This is a genomic window from Microcystis sp. LE19-131.1A (genome assembly GCF_027532015.1).
Taxonomy (GTDB): Bacteria; Cyanobacteriota; Cyanobacteriia; order Cyanobacteriales; family Microcystaceae; genus Microcystis; species Microcystis ichthyoblabe_A.
The window spans coordinates 12594-28734 of record NZ_JAPZSS010000080.1 but is presented as its reverse complement, the minus strand read 5'-3'; the positions used below and the strand labels follow the sequence as shown (position 1 = coordinate 28734).

Genomic DNA, 16141 nt, shown 5'->3' with positions numbered 1-16141 from the left:
TTGGGGAAAAAACCAAAAAGTTTAGCAGCACCTCCCAAGACGGCCACCACCAAAGCTATCAGAATCCCCCGGTTGGTAAATTCCTGATAACCAACCCGTGTAGTTAATCCCTCGATTTTCTCGTCTAATACTTTAATATCGCCCTTTAACTCTGCTTTGAGTTCGGCCTGTCCGATTTCTAATTTTGTGAGACGTTCATCGATTTTATCGATTTTACTCTCAATCCTTGTCAGGATAGCTTCTAGGGAATAAGTTACAGTTTCGTTAGACATTTGCTAAACTCCTATGGGGTTTTCGGGTTTTTTGAGCAGCTATTTATTATGATCATAAAGCTCGTAGCCTTGCCTAGTAGCCACTTCTAGTTACTTTATTGTCATAAATAAGGGACTTGCGCTTTGATAATGTACCTTTTGGGCGAACGCAGTTCGCCCCTACATTGTGGACAAAATCGGTCTTTGGCTATAAAGATAAAAGCGGTCGCCCCAAAATTGGCAATAATGTCAGGATTACCGCCGGCGCTAAAGTCTTGGGAAATATTACCATCGGCGATAATGTCACCGTGGGCGCAAATTCAGTGCTAGTCAAGGATATTCCACCTAATTGCGTGGTGGTGGGTATTCCCGCTCGTATTGTTAAACCGGACGGCGTTAAAGTAGATGAAAAATTATAAACGTTGACTTAAAATATATTCGGCAATTGCCAGATCTCCGGGGGTAGTAATTTTTAAGTTAGTTTCTTCACCGACGACAATTTTGACGGGAAAACCACATTTTTCTAATAAGGCGGCATCGTCGGTGACTTCCCAAGCTAATTTTCGGCCCTGTTCATGACATTCTTTTAATAATTTTACCTGAAAACCCTGGGGCGTTTGGGCCGCCCACAACCGAGATCGATCGGGTGTATCCTTAATCCAACCCTTGCTATCGACAATTTTAATCGTATCTTTCACCGGAACCGCCGCTATGAAACCCTGACAAGTGGCTAAAGCGACAGCACAGCGATCGAATAATTCGGGGGTGGCTAAACATCGCGCCCCATCGTGAATTAAAACCGTCTCAGCCCCCTCTGGCAGGGCTTGTAAGCCATTGTAAACTGATTTTTGTCTGGTTTCGCCTCCTTGGATGATTTGCACGGGTTTAAGGGCATTTATGGCGGTTATAATTTCTCGGATCTCCTCAAAGTCTTCCGGTTGTGCCATGATGCCAATCCAGATAATTGCCCTGGATTGCATGGCAGCCAGCAAAGTCCAAGCGAGGAGCGGTTTTCCGTGCAGGGTGAGCAGTAACTTGTTGCGATCGCTGCCCATCCGTTTACCCATTCCCGCTGCTGGAATTAACAAATACATATTTTTTTCAGGTAAAAAGTTAAGAATTCAATAGATTTGGTCTTTGATCCCCCCTTAATCCCCCCTTGATCAGGGGGGTGCCGATGATTGTTAATAGCTTAAATAAGCCCAAAACTATCCCTCTTAAGAGAATAAATCGAGGGGAAAGTGACCATAAGTACCGACTAATTGATCATTTTCTGATTGACAAGAAACCAGGACACCGCGATAGGTTCCCGTATAAGAATCGAGATAGGAAGCTTGTCTTTGGGTATTATATTTAATATACACCGCTCCCTGTTCTGGCTGGTCTTCTGGGAGACTATTAGGCAGGGGGTATCCTAGGGCTTGTAGATAACCTTTCAGAGCTTTAAATCCCTCTTCATTGTTATCGGCACAGATACCTAAATTAATTGATTCCGAACCTTGGTTAACCAATAAAATTGCCTGTCTTAGAGCTTCTTCTTCTTCAGGAGATTGGGCAATTTTTAGTTTAATACATCCATATTCTTTTAGGAGTTTCAAAGCTTCTTCAATAGACATGAGCGGTTAGATAGGCGGGGCTAAAGATAAAAAATAAGCTGATGCTGCTGTCCTTAACGACAAATTCCCAAGTAAAAAAGCCCTAAATCATTGGGGTTTAGAGATAGGAAAATTTTGCATTGGTCTTAATCGTAAGATCGCCAATTTCGATCATATCAGGTTGGGGACAGGAAAATTTATCGGGGTTGTTTGATCGCTCCATTTTGTGCGGGCATTTCACGCGCTGCTTTTTGATAGCTGAAGTAAGCACGGCTCTCCTAGGTTTGGTGGGTAAAATGTATTCTAAGATACATTTCTCAAGAGCGAGGGGGTGGAACGAACCACAAAGACACAAAGGACACAAAGATCGATCGATCATTATGTAAGTTAAACTGATCACACAGAACCTAGAAGAGCCTAAACTTTTTCTAGAGCTTTTTCTTCGCTTGTTTCAGAGTCTTGCAGTTAAATTTCCGCCACGGCTCTTTCGATTAAACGACGAGCCAGGGTTTGAATGCCGGTATGTTCATAGTAATTAGTCGTCATATCGAGAAATGCCCCAACATACACCAATTTATCGGCAGAAAAGTCGATAAATCCCTGAATTTTGCTCAATAATCCCTGCTGGCTCAAATCGCGATCGCTGACAAAACTACTCATCCAACCTTTAGTCGAGTCGAAACTTTGACCGATAAAGTCTAATTTTCTGGCAGTATTTCCCCCCGGAATCAATTCTTTAATACTGCCGAAAGTAGAGTTAGATTCTAAGTCTTCTGGGTGGAGAATGCTGAGGGTGGATTCCACTTTGCGGATAAAACTGCCCCCCAGAGGGATTAAACCATCCAAACAAACTAACGCCGCCATCCGCATCAGGGATTCGCCGCTATAATCTCCTAGGGAAGCGACGAAATCCCCGATACTATCCCCCGGAATGCCATTAATTTGACAAAAAGCGACTAATTCGGTCACTAATTTCAAGGTTAGATCGATAGTTTGCGCTTTTTCGGGGGCAGGGGTTAATCTTTCGATTAAACCGCCCATGAGGGGAATTTTACCACCGACGGCATTGGCAAGAGAGGCAGTGGCTAGGGCATTATCGGCGCTGTCGATGGTTTGGTAGAGCCAGAGCGCCCGTTGATAGCCCTGGGATTTATCATTAAACAACCAAACGGCGCGATCGCCAATCTGTTGGATCATGCTTTCGTCGGTTTCGCCGGTGACTTTGATAATCGTATTTTTAAACCCGACTAGGTTATCCCACTCTCCCGGCACCACATAATCAAGGGTTTTGAGAACTTTGACGGTGAGATTATTCGTCGGTAATTTGTCCACCAGTTCAAAAATTGGCTTACTCACGGATGTCTCCTTACTTTAATTTTGCTAAACCATCTAAATCGAACTTAGCCAACCAAGCTTGGCGATCGCTGGCATCAAAATCCGTATCCCGCGATAAAACCTTGACTTGATAGCGATTATTGACTAAAACGGAGCTGGCGGTTGCACCCTGTTCGATAGAGGGAAAACCTTTGATTGTGGTTTGACTGTCTTGGAATTTATTGGCTGCGGCGGGATTATTGCTAATGTCAGATATGGCTAACATAGCCAGAACTTTGCCATCTTGCTTCAGTTTTGCCTCAGCAAAGCCTTTTTTCTCCTGGGTATAGACGCGCTCGTATCCTCCCCCAGAAGGCGGGAAAAACCGATTAAAACTGCCGCCAGAGGTGGATTCTTTCACCACTGCCGCCGCCCCGCGAGCGGTACTTTCCTGTTGCGCCCGGTCAAATTGCGAGGGAGCTTTAGCACAGGAAGTTACTAGCAAAAGTGTCGCTAATACCCCTGCTATCAAGATTTTGCCAAATCGAAAGCTCATAGTTATCTTAATTAAAACTTGCTCATGTTTGTTTGTAGTATATCTCTCGCTGATTGCTGATTATTGTTAAGTTTTTCTAGATTCTGCCACACCAGACTAAAAAAAACAGAAAATCAGCAAAATTCGAGTCAATAGCCAATTTTTAGGCGTTTATCTCAAGATTACAGAAATATCCACCGCCGAGAAATTATCGGTAACTTTTCAATTAATACAAATGTATGAAAAACTGCGTGCAAGCATCTCGCATTTGGGGGTGCGATTTGTTTCTAGCCCAATAATAGTCTAAAACCCTGACAGGGTAGGGCTTAAAGCTAGGGTGGGGATGGTAGATTGAGAAAAATGATCTGCACCCCCTAACCACTAGCTACAGTCCCGCAATTGCCCCTCGCGCCATAGATGCGATCGCTTGTTCCGTGGCCCGGGGTAGATGATAATATTTACCCCCAGCTTTTAGGGCTAATTCTTTGGCAAAACCAGTGGAGACGAATTTTTTCTCTGTATCGATAACCAGCAGTTTGATGCCTAAAGAGCGAATTTTAGCGGCAATATCGAGCAGTTCTGCCTTAATATCGGGTTTTTCACCCTCCGGAATCGGTTCGCCTAAAGATTTCGCCAAAGGAATATTACTTCTACCGTCGGTAATCGCCACCACCACCACTTGACCGATATCCCCCGATAAACGGGCATTCATCCCCACATGAACCGCTTGGGTTAAACCGTGAGCTAAGGGGGAACCGCCGCCACAGGGCAGGGTTTCTAGACGTTTTTTCGCTAGGGTAATCGATTTGGTCGGCGGTAGTAGTACATCTGCTCGCTCACCCCGGAAAGGAATCAGGGCAATCTGGTCGCGATTTTCGTAAGCTTCCGTTAACAGACGCATAACCGCACCTTTGGCCGACTGCATCCGATTCAGGGCCATGGAACCGGAGGCATCAACCACAAAGACAATTAAAGAACCGGCCTTGCGGGCCAGCCGTTTTGAGCGCAGATCCCCTTCTTCTATAATCACATGACGTTCGGGATTTCTTAAGCGACGGGCTTTTTGATAGGGTGCGGCCGCCCGGAGAGTGGCATCGACGGCGACTCTTTTCACCTTGCCCCGGGGTAACATCGGCTTAATATAACGTCCCCTATCTTCCGAGAAAATCAGGTTACGCGCCCCCGATTTCCCCTGACGCTGGGCCATCTGGGCAAAATACAGCACACTGGGATCCAGTAAAACCCCTTCCGGGTCAAAAACAAATTCTTCTGGCAGATTATCCGGCTGTTCCGGCTCTTTTTCTTCCTCTTTCTCCTCCTCTTTTTCTTCCTGTTCCTGCTGGTTTTCGTCTTGGGGCGGTTCCGGTGGTGGCGGTGGTGGCGGTGGCTGTTGTTCCTGTTCCGGAGGTGGTGGCGTAATCAGCGATCGAGGTACAATAACTAATTCGACGGCTCTTTTTAGGTCATCGGCACTGACTAAATCCCGACCTTCTAAAGCGGCGGCGGCCTTGGCTACTCTCACGGCAAAAATCTCGGCGCGATGACCTTCTACCCTACCGCGCACCGCTTCTTCGACTAGATAACTAATTTGTTCGGGTTTAATTTTTACCTCTTTTAACCATTCCCTCGCCAGAATAATTTCGGTTTTTAGATCATCGATTTCTTGGGCATATTGGGCGATAAAAGCGGTGGGAGAAACAGCATACTCGATCGCCTGATTGACGGCGGTTACTCGTTGGTCTAAACTAAGGACACCATCGGCAGAAAGCGCAATGGCAATTCTATCTAATAAATGGGTTCGTAAATCCCCTTCTTCTGGGTTATAAGTAGCGATCAGGATTGGTTTACAGGGATGTTGAAAACTGATGCCTTCCCGTTCGATTTGGTTACGTCCTTCGCTTAAAACTGTTAGTAATTGGTTAGCAATTTGGTCATCGAGTAGATTAATTTCATCGATGTAGAGAATTCCCCGATGGGCGCTGGCTAATAAACCGGGTTGAAAGACTGGTTCCCCCTGTTTCACCGATTCTTCCACATCGACGGAACCCAATAAACGATCCTCGGTGACTCCCAGGGGAATCTGCACGAAAGGGGCCCGGATAACTTCCGTGGCGACCTCTCCACTGCTATATTCTTCTTTAGTGCGATCGTCCCATTCGTCGGCATTGTTGGGATCACAATTAAAGACATTACCTGCGATAATTTCGATCGGTGGCAGTAAGGAATGTATCGCTCGCGCCATGACTGATTTGGCGGTTCCCCGACGACCGGCAATTACCACACCCCCGAGGGCGGGATCCACGGCAGCTAAGAGTAGGGCTAATTTAATCGCTTCTTGGCCGACAACGGCAGTCAGGGGAAAATTGAGGGTCAGAGTGGGCATAGATCTAGATTCAGGCGGCCAAATTCTAGTGTAAAACAGAAGCTCCCTGGTCTGGCGCTTTTCCCCTTTTGATTCCCGAACTCAGATTTTAAGTAGGTAGGCGTTAAAAATTATCAGACACCCCCCTTATCAAGGTAGGGCTGTTTCATTCTCCCATCAGAATATCAAAAGTAAAAGCGATCGCTGTCTTTGTAAAATGAGTATGTACTCTCAGACAATTTCAAGAGAGATAGGCTTTTAGTGGCTTGAGAAGAAGCTTTATCAATTTATTCATAATAAATATTGGCAGAGGATTAAAGATTAGTTATTGTAACTAACTCTTTTGATTAGAAAAAGATAAACTTGAGAATCTTCAGTCAAATTTATTGACTCAAAATCAGCTGTACTTAATTTAAATGAATCAACCCTAGGGAGCAGAGAGCTTTTTTCAATGCTCAGTCAACAGTAAAAAGTAATCAGTGAACTGAAAACTCAAATCTGACACCTGCTAACGGCTAACTGCTAACTGATAACTGAGAAAACGGTAGCAATTTCTACCAAAAGTCCCAGTAAAATTCGTTATTGTCATAAGGTCATGACGGAATGTAATTAAAACCAGAAAGAATGCGGATCGAGCAATTGCAAGCCTTTTTAGCCGTAGCCGATACAGGCAATTTCGGTCAAGCTGCCCGCCAGTGTGGAGTCACCCAATCGACTATCAGCCGCCAGATTCAATCCCTAGAAACCGATTTGGGCTTACCTCTTTTCCATCGTACCGCCCAAGCGAAATTAACCATTGCTGGCGAGAAATTACTGCCCCGGGCGAAACGAATTTGTCAAGAATGGACGAATGTTCACGAGGAAATCACTGACCTACAGGCGGGAAAACAGCCAGAATTGTGCGTGGCGGCGATTCATTCCGTGTGCGCCCACTATTTACCGCCGATTTTGCCGAAATTTTGTGCTGAATACCCAGAAGTGCAGTTAAGAGTTACAGCCCTGGGCAGCGATCGCGCATTAAAAGTGCTGCGGGATGGTTTAGTAGATCTGGCCTTGGTAATGAATAATCGTTTTCTCACCTCTAGCCCAGAGATGGTGGTAGAAATATTATACGAAGAAGCGATCGAAATTCTCATGGCCGCTAATCATCCCCTTGCCCAATACAAAGAAGTGCCATGGTCGGAATTAATCCCCTATCCGCAAGTGGTTTTCAAAGATGGCTACGGAATGCAAAGATTAGTACAAGAATGGTTTTCCCGTCAGGATGCCCACCTAAAAACTGTCATGGAATTAAACACCCTTGATGCTTTTCGCGGTGTGGTGCGTCAGGGTAATATTATCGCTCTTCTGCCTCAATCTGCCCTGATGGAAGCGCGTAGCGATGCCACCCTCGCCATTCGTCCTCTTGCTTCCCCTAGTGGCGAAAATCCCCATCTTAACCATGGTAAATTTAGTCATCGTCTCACCCGTCAGGTAGTCCTTGTCACCACCAGCGATCGCCTACAGATACCACCGATCGCTCATTTTTGTCAATTAGTGCGGCAAATGAATCAAAGTGTGGTTAAAAGCTTAGAAAATCACCCTGTCCAGCCTTAGCAATTCCCATCAATCCCATTTATCCTTTATTTTCTTCCTTGAGATGAGCGATACTTTTCGAGAATTATTAAAAGCGATCGGTAGTGGCACCCATACGGGCAAAAATCTAACCCGTCCCGAAGCGGCGATGGCCACCAAGATGATGTTAACCCAAGAGGCAACCCCAGCCCAAATCGGCGCTTTTATGATTGCCCATCGCATTAAACGCCCCACCAGCGATGAGTTAGCGGGAATGCTTGATGCCTACGCCGAGCTTGGTCCGCAAATAACCCTAGAATCAGCCTCTTTTCAGCATCCGATCGCTATTTTTGGCAATCCCTACGATGGACGCTCTCGCACTGCCCCGGTTACTCCGATCACTACTTTAATCTTAGGGTTGGCGGGGGTTCCCGTAGTCCTGCACGGGGGCGATCGAATGCCGACTAAATACGGTATTTCCCTCAGGGAAATCTGGCAGCAATTAGGAGCAGATTTTAGTCAATTATCCTTAGCAGCAGTGAAAGACTGTTTAATCACCACAGGATTGACTTTTTTCTATATTCCGCGCCATTTTCCCCTAGTACAGAATTTTGTCACCTATCGGGAGCAAATCGGTAAACGTCCGCCCATGGCCACGGTAGAGTTAATGTGGTCGCCTTTTGTGGGTAATATTCATCAGATATCGGGTTTTGTTCATCCCCCCACCGAGGATCGTTTTCGCGAAACTTTCGCTCTGAGAAATATCTCTCACTTCACCACCGTGAAAGGATTAGAGGGGAGTTGTGATTTAGCCTGTAATCGGACGGCGATTATTGGTCTGGGAAATCCCACCGATCCCCCTTCCTTTCAGCGATTTTTCCTAAATCCTCGCGATTATGGCTTCTGTCCCTCGGATTATCCCCTCGAATCTTTAGAGATGCTCACCGCTAAATTAAAGGGTTTATTAGCTGGAGAAAATAACGAATTAACCGATGCGGCAATTTTTAACGGTGGTTTTTATCTTTGGCGCTGTGGAATTGCCCCAGATATCCCCACGGGTTTCCAGCAAGCACAACAATCTTTACAGTCAGGAAAAGCCCTGGCTAAACTAGAACAAATCTGTAATTATCTGGAAAATCAGCAATAGATAGGGTCTGTTGAAAAAGTTTGTCGTGGGGGTAGGGTATGGGGTGTAGGGTTTTACCGATTTTGAGGGGGTCAATTACCTAATTTTCAGGGAAAAAGTCCAGGAATTTTCCCCCCGACACTCCCAGATAAAGCCCAAAGACATTACCCAACAACTCTAACCCCGTGGGACAAATCTGACTTTGGGGGAACCCTCAATCATGGTGGCTGCAAATTGAGCAGAAGTGAAATTATCGGGAGATTTTAACCCTTCTTTGAGCCTGTTGGTCATTTCCTCAATATTAATCACTCCTAGATTTTCATTTCGGAAGGGAACATCTATTTTCTCGTCGGTTTGACTACCGTCGAGGTTTCGTAGTCCTTTAGTAATCGGACTTCCTTTTTCAATCGGATCTACACCACAATTAACGGATGATCCCTTAATTGAAAGGTCAAGGGTTTTGACTTCCCCGGCAAAAAAACAGAGTAAGATATTATCTGATAGCAGATCTCTTCGGAGTATGGTTAGTTTATTCTCTGGTCCGACAAAATCGGTTCCAGTTACGGGAGTGGCGTAACCTTCTATTTCTAAACCGGGCCAACCGGATACTACTTCTGAATGTAACAAGAAGCCAGTAATAGTTTTATCAGACTGGGTTTTGCTTCGGCGTAAACTGCGACTTTGAACATCTAATCGCAAGTCTTCTTTCGTAACTCGTCCGACACTAAAAGCCCCATCTTGTAAGCAGTCAACCCAATAGGAATCTATCCAAAAGAAGCGCAAAGATTCGGGGGGAAGTAACCGTGTATCGGGAACCAAATAGTTAAAGGGAACGTTTTTGAGCAATTCTAAATCTTGGAACCAATTGGCGATCGCTGTAGGTAGATCCCCGTTAGTTTCAGTTGTGCTTTGGAAAGGTAGGTGCAGCACTTGTTGCTGTATCTGATGTAAATCTTGAGCTTTAGAGCGTTTCCAGTTAAAAATCTCCACAGCCAGGGGTTGATTTTGTAGGGTCAGCATTCGTCCTAACTGCCAAGCCATAGCGTAGGAAACATCAAACATACCCGTATTAGGATCATAACGCATCAATTGATCAGCTATAGCAACAGGAGCGGTGAGGTTATCTGAGCTTTGTCCTGTACTTAAAGGACTATGATACCAAGAAATTGTTTTATCTCCTTGTCGCAGAGCGTGGTGGAGAGGTACATAACCCAAATCTATATATTTCTTCGCTGCATCATTACCGAAGGAGGGAAGTCTGAGGGTGTCGGGTTTGTGATCAATGTTTATGAGTAAGGCATCGAAATTGTGCTTACTATCAACACAGGTAAAACTCCAACTGGTAAGGCTAACTAAACGGATTAAATCGTTAGGTCCTGCACCTTGATAGTCAAATTTTCCAGAATCCTTATCATAGCGTTCTTCAAGGGCGACTAAATGAACGGTACTTACTTCCCCTTTTTTGGGTAAACGGTTGCCTAAAATAGTGGCTAAAGGTTCGCTGAGAGATTCATTTTTCTCATTGGTTATTTGGTTAACAGACGCAAGGAGAGCTATATCTTTTTCTGGAGGAAGAATCTTATCTAAAATGTTTTTAGGGACATCAATTACAGTCAGGACATCTTCACCATTTTGTCCAGGCTCGTATATAAATGTGGGGAATTTAGTGTTACCAGAATTTGGTTTGAGTTCCTTTAATTTAATTGTTTGTGGTTCAGGTTTCTCTGATTCCTGAAACAGAAGGAGAGCTAACCAAGGAAGATCAGGATCTGTTGATTTGATAGTACGCTCCCAAGGCAGAGTACTGCGTTTGAGGATGATATGGGGCAAGGCATTAGAATACTCGCCCAAGTTTCCCGCAGGGGGAAAAACGGCATAAATGCTATCAGGAGTTAGGGGAGCAAACCGGTGGCCATCTACATAAAAGGTAAGCTCTTTACTGAATGTCTGCTCAGGTATTTTGTCAGACTGTTTGGTTTTAACTTTTTGTTCAACCTCGACTGTGTAAGTACCACTATCTAGGGGAGGTTGGCGATGTTGGATGAATTGAACTTTAACTGTTGATGTGGACATGATTAATTGATTGTGGATTATAGATTGTGGATTGAAGCTAGAGAGTAGGAGAGAGGGGGGAGTTTTAGGGATTTTCTAACCCTAGAATTCCCCGTTTAAATGGGCAACAGCTGACCTCCCCTAATTGCATTACGCTTTAACCTGGGGTGCAATGACAAAAGAATTAGCCACCGAATCGGTTAATTTAACATCATCGGCTAGATTAAAGCCGAGAGATTGGAGCAGATTGTTGCGCTTATTCTGAGTATTGGTGCTGACAATGTTGTTGTTGATGGCTGTAGTTCGAGCTTGATTGTCGGTAGAAAACCCAGAAAAAGCCGTCATTTTTTGCCAAGCGTAAACGTCATTTATGGCGGTGGTATCGTGTAGCAATTCGTTGACATCAATAATATTGGTGCTACAGACATCTTCCTTGATTTGAGGAACAATCCGGAAACCGGAGAAGACGTTCTTGACAAATTGCTGATCGTTAGCTTCAGGGAGAAGAATTCGTTCTGAGTCTTTACCCTTTACTTTGACAACTTTAACTTTAGCATCGCCCCAAAGTGCGGTTGGCACATCTTGAGTTATCGGGATAAATTGGAACTGGTCATAGTCAACGGTTACTGACTCTGACTCATCTCCTCCCTTTGTCTTCCGGGTAATTTTGATGTTGTACTTGCTTTCGAGTTGATCCTTTTTAATGCCCATGGAACGAACGCCAAAATCGGTGTTCGCATTGCTAACAGTGAGAGGTTCGGTATCTTGGGTATTTTTTTGGTAAGATGCTTGCTTGCTGGGGATAGCAGAATTAACTACTAGCTCTAACTCTTTGGGATTGACGACAAAGGCGACTTCTTTGGTTGTTGCTGGTGAGAGTTGTTTGGTGACTCCTTGATTGAGAACAACACTACAAACGTCTGCAGCTGTTGATGAATCTTGTGCTGTTGATTTCGCAGGGGGTAAGAAGGAACTTTGGAAACTTTCCCAATCGATAGGCTCTGGTAAGCGAGAAGATTGATCGCCAAATTCCACAGTGACTTTGACGAAGATAATTCTAAATGTGGCTGTACCGGCAAATTCTGGACCCCAAATATGGAGTTGCACCCCTAAACTAACAGGTCCGAGTATTCCATAGCCAGCTTGAATCCTCACTTGTACTAGGATTTCGTAGTAGTAGGGTTTCCAAGAGATGAGGAAATGAGCCTCAGCGACAAAGTTAGCCCACAGTTTACCGAGTTTGAAATTGGCTTCTAGTCGGCCACCGGCCATGATGGCATGAGCGCACAGAGCAAAGTATTTTTCTCCCTTGAGGGATAGGCAATCTCCTACTTTCCAGTGGAAACCCAGACGAGGAACTGTAGGATAGTGGGCAGGTTTTTTGAATAGGGGGTGATAACCACCTAAAGTAATAACAAAGTCACCGGCATGAAGACCAGAAACCCAGAGACAGACGGCAAAGCCACCAGTTAAGCGACAATCTGGGGATAAGAGATAGCAATCCGAGGCTAATTGACCTTCTATGGAGATTACTCCTTCACTCAGAGAAAACCTGGCTCGTAGGAGCATCGTCATATTGAGAATACAGCTTGTATTTTTCGAGTCTTTTGCCGGAGTGGGAATTTTCATCTTGGCAATTCCCAACAGGTTGATCTCGAAATCTTCCCCAAAGGCGACGGTTAGCAGCGCAAAGCAGTCTAACATCTGGAAGCAGGTAAACTTAAGTCCGATGGCAACAAAGCCGGAGCCGATGGATATGGGCATATATTTATCCATCTCGCTCAGTTTTTTGGTAATCAGTTCACTATCATCGGAAAATTTGCTGTCGGTGGGTTCTACCGCTTGGGCAACTAGGGGAAAATCTAGTAACTTGTCGATGGAGGGTACTTTCAGATAGCGATTGTAGCCGAAACCCAGAGCAAATCCCGTGATAATGAAGGAGGGATCAACTATTATAGTGACGTCAAGAACGGCATATAGAAATAGGGAGGGTTTACCGTCGTAGTAGGCATAGGCACCGATGGCGCTGACACCAAAACTTTTACCTGCTAGATCAAATTTGAGTCTGGCTAAACCCAGATATTCTGTGTATTTTATGCCGTTCTTTTCTTTGTCGGCACGCAGTAAGGCCCCGCTTATTTCGATAGTTGGATTCTTGTACTCTATGCCAATGCCCGATATTTTAAAGGATGGCGTTAAGTCGTCTAAGGAAATCCCGACTCCTAAATCGTCGCAAGAGAGGGTCAAACCAGCGATTTTGAGGACAGCATCAATGACGATGGCTATTTCCGCCTCGTCGTCTTCTTCCTCATATTGGAAGCCAATTTGTTTAAGTGAAAACGGTCCGAAGGTTTTGTCTATATCAAACCAAACAGCTAAGTTACTGTTGGTGACATCACCTTCTTCTTCTTCTCCACCGGGAGCTAATTCTTCTTGTTCTTCTTCTGCTTGTTGTGGACTTATCGACAAGCTCAAAATCTTAGCAGCATCGGGTAATCCCAATTTACCTGATAAGCTTAAACCTTTACGTACAGAGCGTTTGGCTTCGCTTTTGTCTGTACCCACTTTTTTGGGAACCGGCATTGGGGGGATGAGTTTTTCTTTTTCTTTTTCTTCTTCTTCTTCTTCTTCCTCTTCCTCTTCCTCCTCTTCTTCTTTGTCAGGGATTTTGTCGTTTAAAACGCGAATTTCTTTGATGCTAAAGGCTTTAGAAGCGACGAGGAGTCGCAGGGACGGAACTAATTCTTCTTTACCGACTTCATCGGAGATTAAATCACCCACTACGGGAAGGGATTTTAATTTGATCTTGGTGGCGATATCTAAATCTAGGACAAACAGCCATTCTCCTTTACTTGTTTTCTGTTCTTTCCGGTAAATCACCATCAAATTTTTGAAATTGATGGATTTATCCTTGAGTCCACTTGGTAACAAGTCAGCCATGCTTGCATCGAGGGTTTTCATCAAATCATGGAGGGTGATTTTGAAGGGTTCCTCTCTTTCTTCTTTGTAAGCTGTATAGGCGACAATGGTTTTACCTTTATCTGGTGATTTATCAGGTTTAGTTTCACAGACAAACTCGATGTCTTCCCCGAGAGAAATTGTTATTTTTGAACCTTTTTCTGGTGAGTCATCTGAGGCTTCTGAGAGACCTTTTTCCAGTTCTTCTTTTAATTTGGGTTCGGTGTTAGTTGTCATGGTTTTTTGGGGGGTGGTTGATAAGTTTTAAGAGTGAAGAATGAAAAATGAAGAATCAGGGATTGATAGTGCTGGATATTTCACTCATTAATTCATTTCTAATAAATAAAACGTCCATAAGGAATACTGTTGATGAACCCATAATTTGTTGTAATTCATCTGCCGAATCGATGTAAATCATCTTAGGCGGCATTATTAATGTTAAATACCACGTATCATTCAATTTTTTGGAATAAAATTGATATTGCTTGGCGAGATCAGGTCTTTGAACATTATCGCGATGCATATATATCAGGTGTACCATTATTGGATACCATTCCGACACAGAATAATTTGTTTGAATACCTTTAAAACCTAGCATACCTCCGACGACGTAGTTTCTGGGTACTCGATAGTGAACAAGTTCCATCGGCTTCTTCCCTTTGACTTTGACATCCCCTTGAATATTAATATTCCCATTAACATCTAACTTAGCTGCGGGACTGCTCGTACCGATGCCGACATTGCCAGAGGCATTAACTCGCACTCTCTCTATACCATTTGTGTAAATAGCTAATACGCCATCTCCTTGCTGCTTTAGCCCAGTGTCATCATCACCAATTGCTAGATGAATTTTAGGAGTTGTAGTACCGATGCCGACATTGCCACTGATAACCGCATTCCCACCATCCACATGAAGTTTAGCTTGGGGAGTCGTCGTACCGATGCCGACATTGCCACCTCTTTTTAAAGTGATTCCTTGACTCCAATCCCAATCTCCAGACTGGTTATCATGAGTGATTTGTAGAAAGTCAGCGTTGCTGGGTGGGCCTGAGCGGCTGTGGAAGAGGAATTTTTGGTTGTTTGTATTGTTCCCTAACACTAAATCGCCGACAACATGAAGTTTATCTGCGGGAGTACTCGTACCGATGCCGACATTGCCCTTTTTATCAAATCGCACCCGCTCTGCATTATCTGTGTAAATAGCTAATTCGTTATCTCCTTGCTGCTGTAGTCCGGTGTCATTATCACCAATTGCTAGATGAATACGGGGGTCATTATTCCGAATCCCAACATTCTGCCCACTATACAAAAGTGGCGTTTTTTCGATGGGTATAACTAGCCGACCATCGGGATAGCTACCAATGTTTTGATAGTCTATATATATACAGGCGAATCCAGAAGCACTGTTTGTAACTAAATTGCTAATTGTTAGCTCGATTCCCTGGTCTGCTGTTAATTGGTTTATCTTGGGTGTAAAACTCCACTGAGGGGTATTCGCCGTATGTTCTGATGCCCAAGAATTGGTATCTCCTACTGCGATTTGAACGCCGTTTAACTGAGGATCTGTTGCCACCAGTGCGTCTGGATAATCTCCCTGCTCAAAGCTGACAATAAACTTTGAACTTTGGTTTAATAAGAGAATTGGTCGCGTGTTATTAGACAAAGGGGAATTGAATACCTTTAATCTCAGAGTGTTTTGAGTAGTTCCATCATTGAGAATCGCATTAGAACCTAAGACCCGAAATTGTAAAGGGATTTTCGTCTTGCTGGGATAATTGATGACAGAAACCGTTATTCTGGAGCTTACTTTATCCTCAATTACTTCCTCGTTTTCTCCCTGCAAAACTAGACCAACATCTCTGCCACCATACAGTAATTCAACATTGCTGCTTTTAACAGTGCGATTATTAGCTGTAAGTTTTAATAATCCTAGCTGAATCTTCTCAGACGGATTTAAAGTTAGTCCATTTTTGTGAAGAAAATAAATCGAGAAAAAGCGATCTTCTTCGTCATAATTTACTTGCCATTCGCTAGTTGCCTCTATTTCTATTTCACTAGGTTTAAGACCTAAATCCTTTTCCCAACGCAGTTGAAAATGGCTTTTTTTAGCACTAGCCGCTCTAGTACCGCCTGCTTGAACAGTCGCTAATTTTGCGGCTATGACATTAGGGTCTTTAAAGATGACGACTTCTTCGCTATCATTAAACACCTCTAAATACAATTTTGAGGGTTGATTACCATCTTCTAAATAGATGGTGTTACTAATTTCAGCTTGGTTATTTTCTCCGTAATAAAACTGAAATTTCAAAGGCTCTTGAGTGGCAAAATTACCAAAATCAATGGCCTTTTCGGCTTGACGGATTTCTTCGGGAACTCTGGTAAGCATGATCATTA

General features: G+C 44.1%; 11 protein-coding genes and 1 pseudogene. 3 read left to right on the top strand and 9 right to left on the bottom strand.

What is annotated here, in order from left to right:
- Window positions 1-272 (bottom strand): DUF4164 domain-containing protein (locus O9323_RS07270; RefSeq protein ID WP_288124892.1); only part of this gene is annotated, 272 nt, incomplete at its 3' end.
- Between the two features lie 185 nt (window positions 273-457).
- Between O9323_RS07270 and O9323_RS07265 the strand changes: the two are divergent.
- Window positions 458-670, top strand: a pseudogene (locus O9323_RS07265) (serine O-acetyltransferase); the annotation flags it as partial.
- Here the strand turns inward: O9323_RS07265 and ispD are convergent.
- The 5 genes from ispD to bchD all read right to left on the bottom strand — a co-directional run bounded on the left by ispD (window position 665) and on the right by bchD (window position 6078).
- On the bottom strand, window positions 665-1345 hold the full coding sequence (gene ispD, locus O9323_RS07260; RefSeq protein WP_002792529.1) for a 2-C-methyl-D-erythritol 4-phosphate cytidylyltransferase: 681 nt from the start codon (window positions 1343-1345) through the stop codon (window positions 665-667). The pseudogene O9323_RS07265 and the gene ispD overlap by 6 nt on opposite strands.
- A gap of 123 nt (window positions 1346-1468) precedes the next feature.
- The gene (locus O9323_RS07255) at window positions 1469-1867 is read right to left on the bottom strand and encodes a DUF1824 family protein (protein ID WP_002737278.1); all 399 of its coding nucleotides are present in this window, start codon (window positions 1865-1867) and stop codon (window positions 1469-1471) included.
- Between the two features lie 444 nt (window positions 1868-2311).
- A complete protein-coding gene (locus O9323_RS07250) occupies window positions 2312-3202 on the bottom strand; it encodes a hypothetical protein (RefSeq protein WP_002737362.1) in 891 nt (296 codons plus the stop codon).
- Between the two features lie 10 nt (window positions 3203-3212).
- Complete coding sequence (locus O9323_RS07245; RefSeq protein ID WP_016516745.1) at window positions 3213-3716, bottom strand: hypothetical protein; 504 nt, start codon at window positions 3714-3716, stop codon at window positions 3213-3215.
- 364 nt (window positions 3717-4080) lie between these two features.
- A complete protein-coding gene (gene bchD, locus O9323_RS07240; protein WP_288124891.1) occupies window positions 4081-6078 on the bottom strand; it encodes a magnesium chelatase ATPase subunit D in 1998 nt (665 codons plus the stop codon).
- A 603-nt stretch (window positions 6079-6681) separates the two neighbouring features.
- Here bchD and O9323_RS07235 point away from each other — a divergent pair.
- Together O9323_RS07235 and O9323_RS07230 are read left to right on the top strand one after the other, a co-directional pair.
- Window positions 6682-7653 carry a LysR family transcriptional regulator gene (locus O9323_RS07235; protein WP_002737888.1) on the top strand — a complete coding sequence of 324 codons (972 nt, stop codon included), beginning with the start codon at window positions 6682-6684 and terminating at the stop codon, window positions 7651-7653.
- A 43-nt stretch (window positions 7654-7696) separates the two neighbouring features.
- On the top strand, window positions 7697-8758 hold the full coding sequence (locus O9323_RS07230; protein ID WP_002776008.1) for an anthranilate phosphoribosyltransferase family protein: 1062 nt from the start codon (window positions 7697-7699) through the stop codon (window positions 8756-8758).
- 156 nt (window positions 8759-8914) lie between these two features.
- Here O9323_RS07230 and O9323_RS07225 read toward each other — a convergent pair whose 3' ends face one another.
- The 3 genes from O9323_RS07225 to O9323_RS07215 form a co-directional block, all read right to left on the bottom strand.
- Window positions 8915-10810 (bottom strand): hypothetical protein, encoded by a 1896-nt coding sequence (locus O9323_RS07225; protein WP_288124890.1) that lies wholly within the window; start codon window positions 10808-10810, stop codon window positions 8915-8917.
- A gap of 129 nt (window positions 10811-10939) precedes the next feature.
- Entirely contained in the window at window positions 10940-13984 is a 3045-nt protein-coding gene (locus tag O9323_RS07220) for a DUF6603 domain-containing protein (protein ID WP_288124889.1), read from the bottom strand.
- A 55-nt stretch (window positions 13985-14039) separates the two neighbouring features.
- A complete protein-coding gene (locus O9323_RS07215) occupies window positions 14040-16133 on the bottom strand; it encodes a hypothetical protein (protein ID WP_288124888.1) in 2094 nt (697 codons plus the stop codon).
- Between the last annotated feature and the right edge of the window lie 8 nt (window positions 16134-16141).

Bases quoted from the DNA above. Each gene is read 5' to 3' on its own strand.
- O9323_RS07225 (WP_288124890.1), bottom strand. From the start codon at position 10,810: ATGTCCACATCAACAGTTAAAGTTCAATTCATCCAACATCGCCAACCT.
- O9323_RS07245 (WP_016516745.1), bottom strand. From the start codon at position 3,716: ATGAGCTTTCGATTTGGCAAAATCTTGATAGCAGGGGTATTAGCGACA.
- bchD (WP_288124891.1), bottom strand. From the start codon at position 6,078: ATGCCCACTCTGACCCTCAATTTTCCCCTGACTGCCGTTGTCGGCCAA.
- O9323_RS07220 (WP_288124889.1), bottom strand. From the start codon at position 13,984: ATGACAACTAACACCGAACCCAAATTAAAAGAAGAACTGGAAAAAGGT.
- O9323_RS07255 (WP_002737278.1), bottom strand. From the start codon at position 1,867: ATGTCTATTGAAGAAGCTTTGAAACTCCTAAAAGAATATGGATGTATT.
- O9323_RS07230 (WP_002776008.1), top strand. From the start codon at position 7,697: ATGAGCGATACTTTTCGAGAATTATTAAAAGCGATCGGTAGTGGCACC.
- ispD (WP_002792529.1), bottom strand. From the start codon at position 1,345: ATGTATTTGTTAATTCCAGCAGCGGGAATGGGTAAACGGATGGGCAGC.
- O9323_RS07235 (WP_002737888.1), top strand. From the start codon at position 6,682: ATGCGGATCGAGCAATTGCAAGCCTTTTTAGCCGTAGCCGATACAGGC.
- O9323_RS07215 (WP_288124888.1), bottom strand. From the start codon at position 16,133: ATGCTTACCAGAGTTCCCGAAGAAATCCGTCAAGCCGAAAAGGCCATT.